General features: G+C 73.1%; 14 protein-coding genes. 4 read left to right on the top strand and 10 right to left on the bottom strand.

From position 1 onward, the window contains the following. Nucleotides 1-12: 12 nt before the first annotated feature. Both KGD83_RS06220 and KGD83_RS06215 read right to left on the bottom strand, forming a co-directional pair. The gene (locus KGD83_RS06220; RefSeq protein WP_212642936.1) at nt 13-450 is read right to left on the bottom strand and encodes a molybdenum cofactor biosynthesis protein MoaE; all 438 of its coding nucleotides are present in this window, start codon (nt 448-450) and stop codon (nt 13-15) included. Nucleotides 451-556: 106 nt separating this feature from the next. Beyond that, entirely contained in the window at nt 557-1624 is a 1068-nt protein-coding gene (locus tag KGD83_RS06215; RefSeq protein WP_212642935.1) for an NAD-dependent epimerase/dehydratase family protein, read from the bottom strand. 123 nt (nt 1625-1747) lie between these two features. Here KGD83_RS06215 and KGD83_RS06210 point away from each other — a divergent pair, with 123 nt between their 5' ends. Next, on the top strand, nt 1748-3211 hold the full coding sequence (locus tag KGD83_RS06210) for a zinc-dependent metalloprotease (protein ID WP_212642934.1): 1464 nt from the start codon (nt 1748-1750) through the stop codon (nt 3209-3211). Next, nucleotides 3212-3802, top strand: a complete 591-nt coding sequence (locus KGD83_RS06205) for an NUDIX hydrolase (RefSeq protein ID WP_212642933.1) — start codon at nt 3212-3214, stop codon at nt 3800-3802. It begins immediately after the preceding gene. Between the two features lie 147 nt (nt 3803-3949). On the opposite strand, the gene KGD83_RS06200 is transcribed toward KGD83_RS06205, so the two are convergent. The 7 genes from KGD83_RS06200 to KGD83_RS06170 all read right to left on the bottom strand — a co-directional run bounded on the left by KGD83_RS06200 (nt 3950) and on the right by KGD83_RS06170 (nt 9806). Beyond that, nucleotides 3950-4369, bottom strand: coding sequence for a spore-associated protein A (locus tag KGD83_RS06200; RefSeq protein WP_212642932.1), 420 nt, complete (start codon nt 4367-4369; stop codon nt 3950-3952). A 162-nt stretch (nt 4370-4531) separates the two neighbouring features. Next, nucleotides 4532-5107, bottom strand: coding sequence for a M48 metallopeptidase family protein (locus KGD83_RS06195; RefSeq protein ID WP_212642931.1), 576 nt, complete (start codon nt 5105-5107; stop codon nt 4532-4534). Between the two features lie 284 nt (nt 5108-5391). Next, a complete protein-coding gene (locus KGD83_RS06190) occupies nt 5392-5550 on the bottom strand; it encodes a hypothetical protein (protein WP_212642930.1) in 159 nt (52 codons plus the stop codon). Between the two features lie 53 nt (nt 5551-5603). Beyond that, nucleotides 5604-5882: a WhiB family transcriptional regulator gene (locus KGD83_RS06185; RefSeq protein WP_013154809.1), complete on the bottom strand. Its 279-nt coding sequence runs from the start codon at nt 5880-5882 to the stop codon at nt 5604-5606. A 203-nt stretch (nt 5883-6085) separates the two neighbouring features. Further along, entirely contained in the window at nt 6086-6430 is a 345-nt protein-coding gene (locus tag KGD83_RS06180; protein ID WP_212642929.1) for a hypothetical protein, read from the bottom strand. Nucleotides 6431-6775: 345 nt separating this feature from the next. Then, nucleotides 6776-7687, bottom strand: a complete 912-nt coding sequence (gene tesB, locus KGD83_RS06175; RefSeq protein WP_212642928.1) for an acyl-CoA thioesterase II — start codon at nt 7685-7687, stop codon at nt 6776-6778. Next, entirely contained in the window at nt 7680-9806 is a 2127-nt protein-coding gene (locus KGD83_RS06170) for an ATP-dependent DNA helicase UvrD2 (protein ID WP_212642927.1), read from the bottom strand. The genes tesB and KGD83_RS06170 overlap by 8 nt, the downstream gene beginning before the upstream one ends. Before the next feature lie 246 nt (nt 9807-10052). On the opposite strand from KGD83_RS06170, the gene KGD83_RS06165 reads away from it, so the two are divergent. Both KGD83_RS06165 and KGD83_RS06160 read left to right on the top strand, forming a co-directional pair. Further along, nucleotides 10053-10313 carry a mycoredoxin gene (locus tag KGD83_RS06165; protein WP_019608149.1) on the top strand — a complete coding sequence of 87 codons (261 nt, stop codon included), beginning with the start codon at nt 10053-10055 and terminating at the stop codon, nt 10311-10313. A gap of 149 nt (nt 10314-10462) precedes the next feature. Continuing rightward, nucleotides 10463-10918 (top strand): ANTAR domain-containing protein, encoded by a 456-nt coding sequence (locus KGD83_RS06160; protein ID WP_212642926.1) that lies wholly within the window; start codon nt 10463-10465, stop codon nt 10916-10918. 134 nt (nt 10919-11052) lie between these two features. Here KGD83_RS06160 and nudC read toward each other — a convergent pair whose 3' ends face one another. Next, complete coding sequence (gene nudC, locus KGD83_RS06155; protein ID WP_212642925.1) at nt 11053-12003, bottom strand: NAD(+) diphosphatase; 951 nt, start codon at nt 12001-12003, stop codon at nt 11053-11055. Between the last annotated feature and the right edge of the window lies 1 nt (nt 12004).

Genomic DNA, 12004 nt, shown 5'->3' with positions numbered 1-12004 from the left:
GTCAGGGGGCGGTCAGGGGGCGCCCACCCACTCGCTGCGGCCGTCCTCGAAGTCCTGCTGCTTCCAGATGGGCACCTGGGCCTTGAGGTCGTCGATGAGGCGGCGGCAGGCCTCGAAGGCCTCCTGCCGGTGCGCGGCCGCCGCGGCCACGACCACCGCGACGTCGCCGATCTCCAACTGGCCGACCCGGTGCGTGGCGGCCATCCGCACCACGGGGCGTCCCGGGACGGAGGTGTCGCTGAGGACCTTCTCCATGACGACGCGCAGCTGGGCCTCCACCGTCGGGTGGGCGGAGTAGGCCAGGCGGGCGACGTCACGGCCGTGGTCGTGGTCGCGCACGGTGCCGACGAAGACCGCGGTGCCGCCCGCGCGCGGGTCGGATACCGCGGCGAGGACCTCGTCCACCGACAGGGGGGTGTCGCGTACTGACGCGAGAGTGATCTCTTCCACGTCATGACCGTATCAACCGGATGTTCCCCCATGTGGGGACACGGGTGCGCGTTCCGACGCACGCGCAGGTGCTCCGGAGACGGGCGGGTTCGGGCGGATCCGCGCCTCAGGTCCCCTTGCGCCTGCGCAGGTGGCGGATGGCGGCGGCGGTGCCGATGGCCGCCGCTGCGGCTCCGGCGGCGCCCGCCGCTGTGATGGTGACCTCCTTGCGGCCCAGGCTGCGGCCGACCAGGGCGGGCCTGCCGCTGCGCGACTCCAGGAGGGCGGACAGGGCGGACTCGTTGTCGTGGACGGGCTTCCACCCGGCCTCGCGCAGCACCGCGCAGTCCACCACGCACGGGTAGACGAGGAACTTCAACTCGCCTTCGGCCGCCGGGGTGATGCGGGCCTGGTGGAGGCGGCGGACGGCGCCGAAGGCCAGGTTGGCGGGCACCTCGAAGTGCTTCATCCCGGCGATGGACTCCACCTCGTCCTGGGTCAGGGAGCCCTCGCTGGCCACGGCGACCACGCCCTCGGGCCCGTCCACCCCGTGCAGGGCGCAGAAGGCCAGGGCGCTGGCCAGGTCGTCCTCGTGGCAGAACTGCCAGTGCTGTTCGTGCCCCTTGACGGTGAGCAGGCGCGGGGCGGAGAAGTGGCGGCTGAGGAGGGTGTCGAGTCCGGGCCCCACGAGCGGGGCGGGGCGCACGACGGTGACGGTGAGGCTGGGGTGGGCCCGGCGGGCGCGTTCGGCGAGGGCCTCGATCTCGGCGAAGTCGCCCATGAGCCCCTCGCTGTTGTCGGACACGCGCGGCGCGTTCTCCGCCAGGGGCACGGGGCTGTCGGGGGCGGCGCCGTAGACCACGGTGCTGGTGACCAGGATGACGCGGGGGACGCCCGAGGCCGCGGCGGCGGTCAGGACCGTCTGGGCCGCGCGGATGTTGTGCGCGCGGCGCCGCGCGGGCCGGGTCTCCAGGGAGCGGTCGTCGGCGGTGTGCACGAGCACGTCGACCCCGCCGAGCCGGGAGACCAGCCCGGGGTCGCACACGTCGGCGACGCGCCAGGTGACGCCGCGCACGTCGGCGAGTTCGGCGTCGATGGCGACGACCTCGCGCAGGCGCGCGGAACTCTCCGGCGCGGCCAGGCGTTGCACGAGGAGCCGGCCCACCCCGGAGGCGGCACCGGTGACAGCGACCACCGTGCCCGCTCCCTCGGAGGGGCTGTGCTCTGGGCGAACCTGGCTGCTTTCGGTATTCACTCCGGGCGACTCCCAGCTAACGTGACAGTGGAGACCAAACCTAATCCTGCCTGAGGTCTGATTGTGAGCGACCTGCCATTCGGTTTCAGCATGCCGAACGATCCCGATGACGAGTCCGGACGCCGTTCTGGCGACTCCGGCTCGGGTGCCGGCAGCGGCGGCCCGGGCGGAGGAGGATCCGGAACGCCGGACGGCTTCCCGTTCGGCGACCCGCAGCAGATGGCCAACATGCTGCGTCAGTTCGCCGACATGATGTCGGCCCAGCCCGGTCCCGGCCCCGGAGGCGACCAGAAGTCGTCGTCCGGTGTGAACTGGGACATGGCCAAGGACGTCGCGCGCCAGACGGTCGCCCAGGAGGGCGACCCGAGCGTTCCGGCGTCCGACTACGCCAGGGTCGAGGAGGCCCTGCGCCTGGCCGACCTGTGGCTCGACCAGGCTACCGACCTGCCGTCGGGCGTCCACACCGCCCAGGCCTGGAGCCGGTCGGAGTGGATCGAGCGGACGATGGACTCGTGGGTGCAGCTGTGCGACCCGCTGACCAGCAAGACCGTCCGGTCGATGGGGCAGAACCTGCCCGAGGAGATGCGGTCCGTGGCCGGTCCGCTGCTGGGCATGATCCAGCAGATGGGCAGCATGATGGTCGGCCGCCAGGCCGGCCAGGCCGTGGGCGAGCTGTCCCGCGAGGTGGTCGGCACCGCCGACATCGGGCTGCCCCTGGCCGGTGAGGGCCGTGCGGCGCTGCTGCCCTCCGGCGTGGCGCGCTTCAGCGAGGGCCTGGAGGTCCCCGAGGACGAGGTGCGCCTGTACCTGGCCGCCCGCGAGGCCGCCGTGCACCGGCTGTACTCGCACGTGCCGTGGCTGCGCTCGCACGTGTCCCGGCTGGTCAACGAGTACGCGGACGGGATGTCCTTCGACATCAGCGGCCTGGAGGACCGGCTCGGTGAGATCGACCTCACCAACCCCGAGGCGCTCCAGGAGGCCCTGGGCGGTGTCGGGGGCGAGGGACTGCTCCAGCCCGAGGACACTCCGCAGCAGAAGGCGGCGCTGGCCCGGCTGGAGACCACCCTGGCGCTGATCGAGGGCTGGGTGGCCACCGTGGTCTCGTCCGCGGTGTCCGGCCGTCTGCCGCAGGCGGACGCCCTGGCCGAGGCGACCCGGCGCCGCCGGGCGACCGGCGGGCCCGCCGAGCACACCTTCGCCGCCCTGGTCGGCCTGGAGCTGCGCCCGCGCCGTCTGCGCGAGGCGTCCGCGCTGTGGTCGGCCCTGGAGGAGGCGCGCGGCGTGGAGGGCCGGGACGCGGTCTGGGAGCACCCGGACCTGATGCCCACCGGCGACGACCTGGACGATCCCGAGGGCTTCGTGCGCGGGGGCGGTGACGGGTTCGGCGACGCCGACTTCGACATCTCCTCGCTGACCGGGGACGCCCCCGGCCGGAAGGCGGGGACCGACGGGGACGCGTCCGCGGAGGGCGCCTCCGGCGCCGACCGGGACGACGACGGGGACGACGACCGGGGAGAGGGCGCGTAGGTGTCGCTGCACGCGGACGCCCGGGCGGTGCTGGGCGCGTGGACCGCGCCCGACGCCCGGCAGGAGGGGCTGCGCCGCTCCTACCTGGACCACCTGGAGGCGCACGGGGACGGGATGTGGCGCTCCTGCCTGCCCGGCCACGTGACGGCCAGCACGGCGATCATCTCCGCCGACGGCTCGCGGGCGGTGCTCACCCTGCACCGCGTCCACCGGATCTGGTTGCAGACCGGCGGACACTGCGAGCCGGAGGACGCCACCCTGGGTGCGGCGGCGCTGCGCGAGGCCACCGAGGAGTCGGGCATCCGGGGGCTCACCCTGCTGCCCGAGCCCGTCGGGCTGGACCGCCACGCGGTGCCCTGCGGGGGCGGCAGCTTCCACCTGGACGTGCAGTACGCGGCCCTCGCCCCCGAGGACGCGGTACTGGTGCGCGACCCCGACGAGTCGGCCGACCTCGGCTGGTTCCCGGTGGACGACCTGCCCGAGCCCTCGGACGAGGTGTGCCGTTCACTGGTGCGGGCCGCCGCCGAGGCGGTGGGCCGCCACCTGCGTTCGTCCGCCCCTCATCCGGGCACGGACCCGGGCACGCGCTGACGCCCGCCTCGGGGACCCCGTCGACGTCGGACGCGGCGGCGCGGCCGGCACCCGTCGGCCCCGGCCACGGGCCCGCGCTGGAGCCCGTCTCCGCCCTCCCCCGGCACGCGAACGGCCCCGCCGGTCGGCGGGGCCGTTGGCTTCGGGTCAGCCGCAGTTGGTGGCGTAGCGCTCGGTGGCCTGGTTGCCGATGAGCCCCCGCCAGTCGACGCAGGAGCCGCTGGCGTACACGTACACCGGACCGGCGTAGTAGCTGTACTCGCCCGTGTCCGACACGAAGGAGCCGCCGTCCCCCGCCCGGCGCAGGCCCGCGCTCATCGGCATGGCGAAGCCTTCGCTGTCGGCGCTGCGGACGGTGACCACGCAGTTGTACCCGTTGGAGCTGTTGTAGGTCAGGAACACGGTTCCCAGGTCGAAGCGGATCGGGGCCGAGTTGACCACCGAGTAGCCCGAGCCGCAGGCGCCGTTGTAGGCGGCGGCGCTGGCCGGAGAGGCGGTGACGACACCGGCGGCCAGGAGCGTCAGGGTCGCGGCGGCGGTGGCCAGGGTCTTCTTGAGTGTCCTCATGAGGGATGCGTGTCCGTTCCGGTTCGGTGGGGCCGGTGGCCCGCGTGACCGCAGAAAAATACCCTGGAACGCACGGAAAAAGGAGGGCGCTAAGGGCGGAAAAGCCCTTTTGTCCCTGTCCGCATCGGTGACGGCGCCCGCCCCTGCGGCGCGCGGCCGGACTCACTCGTCGAAGGCGACCTCCGCCTCGTCGAGCTCCTCCTCGTCCTCCCCGGCCCCGCAGGGGTCGTCGGACTCGGCTCGGGAGGCGGCGCTGAAGCCCTCCAGGTAGCCGCGGGCCCGCTCGGCCTTGGGGTAGCGGCGCACCAGGTCCCAGAACTCCCGGCCGTGGTGCGGGATGAACAGGTGCGCGAGTTCGTGGATGAGCACGTAGTCCACGACCCAGGAGGGCATTCCGGCGACGCGGCGGGAGATGCGGATCGTGCGGGTCTCCGGAGTGCACGACCCCCAGCGCGAGTTCTGGTTGTCCACCCAGCGCACGCTCTCGGGGAGCTCGGTGCCGTCCAGGTAGCGGCGGGCCAGTTCGAGCGCGCGCTCGTGGAGTTCGGCGTCGCCGGGGTTGCGGCGCCCCTCGCGGGCCTCGAGTCGTTGCAGCATGCGGCCCACCCAGCGCTTTTCCTCTGCGCGGGAGAACGTCGCGGGCACGAGGACGACCGTGGTGTCCCCGTCCCTGTAGGCCGACACCGTGCGTCGGCGACGAGGACTGCGTCGTACCTCGACTTTGGTGTTCGAGGGCACGAAGTTTACGGTAGCCCAGCGAGGCGCTCCAGGACAGGTGTGTCCTGTCCTGTTATGTCGCCGATCTCGTGTCTGTCCCGACTCCCGGACCGTAACCGGAAAACACGGTACGGTAGCACATTCCGTCCTGACCAGGGTCGTTTTTCGGCTGTGTGAGGGGCCACGGCGGGGCCCGCCGGGGCGTTCCGGTGCTCTTACGGATACACAAAAGAGACCGGACGGTGACCCCCGGTGGAGCCCCGCCCGGCCCGTGGTCAGCTCAGGACGCCGCGCGTCCCGTCACGTCAACACAGACGTGACCACGCGATTTCCGTGAGCGCCTGTTCGGCACGGCGCTCCTCGCGCTGGCGGGCGCGCAGCTGGCGGGCGGTGAGCCTTCTGCCCTGCTGTTCACGCGTCTCGACGTCGGTCCGCTCGACCACGCGCATGATTTCCATCATCATCTGTCTTCGTCCTTCGTGTCCGCGGAGGTGGGGTGAGGCTGTGGCTGGAACGGTCAGGCCGCGACCGGGGCGGGGTTCTTCCGGGGGCGGCCCCTGGGGCGCTTGCGCGCCACGACCTGTCCGGAGACGAGCAGCTGCCCGCCCCAGACGCCCCAGGGCTCACCGCGCTCCAAGGCGTCGGCCAGGCACTGCTCCCGCACGGGGCACGCGCCGCAGACGGCCTTGGCCGCCTCGACGTCGGCGGGCGCCTCGGCGAAGAACAGGTCGGGCTCCAGGCGGCAGGGAACTTCGGTGTCGCCCAGCCAGGGCGTTTCCAGGACCGACGCAAGCATCGGTGCCCTCCAAGATCTTTGATCGTTTCGTACAACGCGGTCGGTGACTGGTCACCGGAACCGGTCCGGTGGGGGACCTGGACTTGCGATGCCGCCGCCCTCTCCCTCGTCCCTGGGGGACGGGGAGCCGGCGAAGATACAAAGAAAGCCGCGGCCCCTGTCGGGGTCCGCGGCCACGGTCGAAACTCTCGGCCTGTCCTGCTCTAGGCCGGAATCCTCCGTGGACACTCCCCCGATGCGCCATACGGGCGCTGGGTAGCTTCTGCTGCGTGCTTCGTCTGGCGCTTGCCGCGATCAAGGGCGAGCCCGGACTCGACGGACACACCACTGCCGTCGCCGAGGACGGTCCGCTCGACCTGGGACACGATCAGCGGGGAACGGGATCCGTGGACCCCGGTGCCGCCGTTGCCGACGGTGGTCCCGCCGTAGACGGCGAGGACATCCGTGTGACCGCCCAGGAGGTCGCCCTGAACAGCGGTCGGGGACAGCTGACGCGACGGCATGGCGAAGCCGGTGACGAAGCCTGTGGTCTCCGTGATGCTGGTCATTGGATCGGGCACCTCCTTCACTGTCGGGCGGCGGGATCTTGCACCCGCGCCGGGAGCGGTCATTGCGACGGGGTACACACTATGGGCTGGCGCAGAAAGAGAGCAACCTATTTTTGACCTGCGGAAACGTCCGCATCCGGTCAGGGTTTCGCGGGAATGCCGAGGCGCCCGGAGGCGTTGCCCTTGGGCATCCCCCGAGCGCCCTGCCGACAACCCGCCCGCCGAGACGACGAGGCCCCGGTCACGGTGCGCACCGTGACCGGGGCCTGTTCACGTCCGCGGGTCCGGACCGCTCCGGCCCGGAGTACCGGCCGGCGCGCGGGCGCGTGCCCGGAGGGGCACCGCCTAGAACGGCTCCGGAAGGGTGTCGGACCAGCCCTCGGCGTCCACCACCCGGATCAGACCCTCCTGGACCACCGAGCACACGAGTTCGCCCTCGCGGGTGTAGACCAGCCCGCGCGCCAGACCGCGGGCGCCCTGGGCGGTCGGCGCCTCCTGCGCGTACAGCAGCCACTCGTCGGCGCGGAACGGCCGGTGGAACCACATAGCGTGGTCCAGGCTGGCCATGGAGATCCCCGCGAAGGAGCGGCCGTGGCGCAGCAGCACGGTGTCCAGCAGGGTCATGTCCGAGGCGTAGGTCATCAGGCACACGTGGGTGAGGCGGTCGTCGGGCAGCTTGCCGTCCACCTTGAGCCACACCGGGTTGGTGGCGGTGCGCAGCCGCGGGTCGCGCTCGGCCTCGTAGGACAGCGGTCCCACCGGGCGCAGCTCGATGGGGTGCCAGCGCACGAACCCCGGCACGCGCCCGAAGGCCTCCCGCAGGCGCTCGCGCGTGCTCGGCAGCTCCTCCGGCGGCGGGACGTCGGGCATCGGGATCCGGTGGTCCAGGCCGGGCTCCTCCTTGTGGAAGGAGGCCGACAGGGTGAAGATCGGCTTGCCGTGCTGGATGGCCACCACCCGCCGGGTGGTGAAGGAGCGGCCGTCCCGGACGCGGTCCACCTCGTAGACGATGGGCACCGAGGGGTCGCCGGGGCGTATGAAGTACGCGTGCAGGGAGTGCACGTGGCGTTCGGCGGGGACGGTGCGCCCCGCCGCGACCAGCGCCTGGCCCGCGACCTGGCCGCCGAACACCCGCTGGGGGCCCTCCTCGGGGCTGCTGCCCCGGAAGATGTCGTCCTCGATCCGCTCCAGGTCCAGCACGGTCAGCAGGTCGGCGAGGGACTGGCCCCGCGCCTGCGCGTCGGCGCTCTCACTCATCCGCCGCTTCCTCCCCGTCGTCCTCGGTCCGGCCGTCGGCGACGTCCGCCGGGTCCGCTCCGGCCACCAGCGCCAGTACTGCCTCACCGTAGCGATCGAGCTTGACCGCGCCGACACCGGACACGGCCGCGAGCTGGGTGAGGCTGCCGGGCTCCTGCTCGGCGACGGCCTGGAGGGTGGCGTCGGTGAAGATCACGTAGGCGGGCACCTTCTGCTCCTGCGCGCACGCGCGGCGCCAGTCGCGCAGCCGTTCCAGCAGGGCCTCGTCGTAGCTGGAGGGGCAGTCCAGGCAGCGGCCCAGCTTGCGCTCGGCCGCGTCGGTGAGGGTGGCCGAGCACACCCGGCAGCGGGTCACGCCGCCCTTGCGGCGCTCGGCGCGCCGGGAGGCGGTGGACGGGGAGGCGGGACGCAGGCCGTCGAGGAAGCGGGAGGGCTTGCGGGTCTTCCTGCCGCCGGGCGAGCGGGCCAGGGACCACGACATCGCCAGGTGCTCGCGGGCCCGCGTGACCCCCACGTAGAACAGGCGGCGCTCCTCCTCCACCTGCTCGTCGGTCTCGGCGTAGATGATCGGCATCATGCCCTCGGTGAGGCCGACCAGGAAGACGGCGTCCCACTCCAGGCCCTTGGCCGCGTGCAGGGAGGCGATGGTGACGCCCTCGAAGCCGGGCGCGTGCTCGGTGGCCATACGCACGTCGAGCTCGTCCACGAGGTCGGCCATGGTCACCGGCGCACCGTCGGGGCGCGGCGCGGCGGCCATGTCCTCGGCCAGTTGGGCCAGCGCGGACAGCGACTCCCAGCGTTCACGGGCCTGGCGCCCCTCGGGCGCGCTCTCGGTCAGGCCGAGCTGTCCGAGGAGCTGGCGGACGGTGCGCACCAGGGGCTCGGCCTCCTCCCCCGCCGCCCCGTGCCGGGCGCCGCGCAGGGTGTGCACGGCCTGCTTGATCTCGGGGCGTTCGAAGAACCGGGTGGTCCCGCGCATCGTGAACGGCACCCCCTCGTCGGTCAGCGCCTGCTCGTAGGAGGCAGACTGGCCGTTGGTGCGCACGAGCACCGCGATCTCGCTGGCCGGGGTGCCGCCCTCCAGCAGGACGCTGATCTTGCGGGCGACCCCGGTGGCCTCGGCGGGCTCGTCGTCGTACTCCTGGTACATGGGGTCGGGGCCGTCGGGGCGCTGGGCCCGGAGGGTCAGGTGCTGGGCGGAGGTCGTGCCGCGCGCGTGGGCGATGACGTGGTTGGCCACCCTCACGACCTGGGGGGTGGAGCGGTAGTCGCGGACCAGCTGGACCACGGTGGCGTGGGGGTAGCGGGCGCCGAACCCGGTCAGGTAGCCGGGGGTGGCCCCGGCGAAGGAGTAGATGGTCTGGCTGGGGTCGCCGACCACGCACAGGTCGTCGCGGTCGCCCAGCCAGGCGTCCAGGAGCAGGCGCTGGAGCGGGTTGACGTCCTGGAACTCGTCGACGACGAAGTACCGGTACTGCTCGCGCACGCGCTGGGCTATGGCCGGGTACTCGGTGATCATGCCGGCGGTGAGTTCGAGCATGGACTCGAAGTCGAGGAGGTTGTGCTCGCGGCGCAGGTCCTCGTAGGCCTCGAAGACCCGGGCCACCTCGCCCGCGGGCATCGGGGGCTGGCGGCCCGCCTTGACCACGGCCTTGTCGTAGTCGGTGGGGCGCACCTGGGTGACCTTGGACCACTCGATCTCACCGGCCAGGTCGCGCAGGCCGTTGCGGTCGGGCTGGAGGCCCACCGAGTGGGCGGCGCGGGAGACCACCGGGAGCTTGCTCTCGATGAGGGTGGGCTTCTCCCCGCCCACGACCTGGGGCCAGAAGAAGGAGAGCTGGCGCAGGGCGGCCGCGTGGAAGGTGCGGGCCTGCACGCGGGGGGCGCCCAGGGCGCGCAGCCTGCCGCGCATCTCCCCGGCGGCGCGCGCGGTGAAGGTGACCGCGAGGACCTGCTGCTCGGCGACCACACCGCTGGAGACCGCGTACGCGATGCGGTGGGTGATGGCCCGGGTCTTGCCCGTTCCGGCACCGGCCAGGATGCACACAGGGCCGCGCAGCGCGCGTGCGGCCTGGGTCTGCTCCGGGTCCAGTCCCTCCAGGACGCGGTCGGGATCCATGGTGCTCCTGCGTAGGGTCGGGGTGGATGGGGTCCCAGTCTCTCAAGTATCGGCCGTGACGGGGAGCGGATCGGACCCGCGCCCGCCGCCGGGACCGCGGGAGGCACATCAGACATTCCAGAACCAGTTGGTCCTGTGAGGCGTCCCACGTTGTGTCGCGCGGTCCCGGGAAGCGGTCCGGACCCCTCGGTGTTGAGATGACCGGACCGATCCATCGACCGTAGACGAAAGAAGGACGTGAGCGACATGACGAGCGCGGCGACCGAACAGTTCACGATGTACACCACCCCCTGGTGCGGGTACTGCAAGCGGCTCAAGAGCCAGCTCGCCCGCGAGGGGATCACCGGTCGTGAGGTGAACATCGAGGAGCACCCGGAGGCCGCCGAACTGGTCATGAAGGCCAACAACGGCAACCAGACGGTTCCGACGCTGGTCTTCAGTGACGGCGCGGCGATGACCAACCCGTCGCTCGCTCAGGTGAAGCAGAAACTGGCCGAGCTGTCGTAGGACGGTACGCGGGCCGCAGGGCCGCGCCCCCCGGTGCGGGCCCCGCGGCCCGCACCGCGGGGCCCGCCTTCGGCGGTGCACCTCCGACGGCGCTCGGGTCACGAAGGGCTCGGACGATGACGACGGGGAGTGTGGAGTTGGGGGAGGACATGAGGCCTCATGACATTGCGGTCGCCGACACGGTGGACACCGGCGTGGTCCGCCGCACCCCGGCCGGGTGGCGGGTGGGCGGCGGTGAGGAGGTGCCCGACCTGGTGAGCGCGATGGTCCTGGCGGACCTGCTGACCGGTGAGTCGGGGGCCCGGACCCCGCGTTCCCAGGCGCCCGGCCGGGCCCCGGAGGGCGCTTCGGAGGTGGAGCGGCTGCGGCACACCATCGCGCAGCTGGAGCACGCGCTGCAGTCGCGCGTAGTGGTGGAGCAGGCGATCGGGGTCCTGGCGGAGCGGCACACGATGGCGCCCCGCGAGGCCTTCGAGCGGCTGCGCTCCTCGGCGCGCTCGCGCGGGCGCAAGGTGGCCGACCTGGCGCGGGACGTGGTGGAGAGCAGCACGAGCCCCCTCACCGTGCTGCCCGACGAACTGGGCGCCTCCCCCGGTTCGCGCTAGCGCGGCGACGGGCCGGTCGGGGCCCCGCGCGAAACCCCGAGGCCCCGGCCCCGCCCCGGGCGCGGCGTCCCCGCGCCCGGCACCGACCCCGCGGGCGGCGGTGCCCGGCCGCCGCGGGACCGGTCGGGCCGGGGTCACCAGCCGCCGGGGAGCTCCGCGCCGTACCAGTGCTCGATGAGGGTGCGGGCGATCGAGACCCGCCCCGGCAGCAGGATCTCCTGCGCGTGCACGGCTTCGGCCAGTTCGGGGCGGGTGAACCACCTGGTGACGCCGATCTCGTCATCGGTGCGCTCGGTCTCGCCCACGGCCCGCGCCGTGTAGCCCACCATCAGGCTGCGCGGGAAGGGCCAGGGCTGCGAGGACAGGTAGCGCGGGCGCTCGACCACGATCCCCGCCTCCTCGGCGACCTCGCGGACCACGGCCTGCTCCAGCGACTCCCCCGCGTCCACGAACCCGGCCAGCACCGAGAAGCGGCGGGCGTCCCAGTTGGGGTTGTTGCCGAGCAGCATCTCCTCGCGGCCCCCGCGCTCGCGGTGCACCAGCATGATCACCGCCGGGTCCATCCGGGGGTACTGCTCGGTGCCCTCCCGTTCGCACACGCGCACGTGCCCGGCCGCGGCCGTGGTGGTGCGCGAGCCGCAGCGGGGGCAGAAGCCGTGGGTGGCGTTCCAGTTCGCGAGGGCGACGGCGCGGGTCATCAGCCCGGTGTCCCGGTCGCCCAGCAGCGCGCCGATCTCGCGCAGGGAGGCCGGGGCGGTCCGTTCGGTGGCGGTGAGCTCCCGGCCGGAGCGGACCGCGAAGTAGGCGTCCCGGCCGTCGGTGCCGAGGAGGTAGCGCTCGCCCTCGGGCGCCTCGTCCGGGGGTACCAGGACGAGTTCGGGGTCGTCCCCGGTGGTGATCAGGGCCCGGGACTGCTTGGCCATGACCGCCCGCCAGCCGTGGGCGACGGGGTCCCCGCCCTCCAGGACGAGCACCCGGGTGCCGGGGGCGGCCCACGCCTCGGCCAGCCACTCCCCGTCCAGGCGCCGGTGCGCGGCGGGGTCGACGGAGAAGCGTGAGAGGGAGGGAGTCGCGTCGGCGTCCATG

This window comes from Nocardiopsis akebiae (assembly GCF_018316795.1).
GTDB classification, from domain to species: Bacteria; Actinomycetota; Actinomycetes; order Streptosporangiales; family Streptosporangiaceae; genus Nocardiopsis; species Nocardiopsis dassonvillei.
Note: the sequence above shows the minus strand (reverse complement) of the source record. Positions and strands in the feature narration are given on the sequence as shown.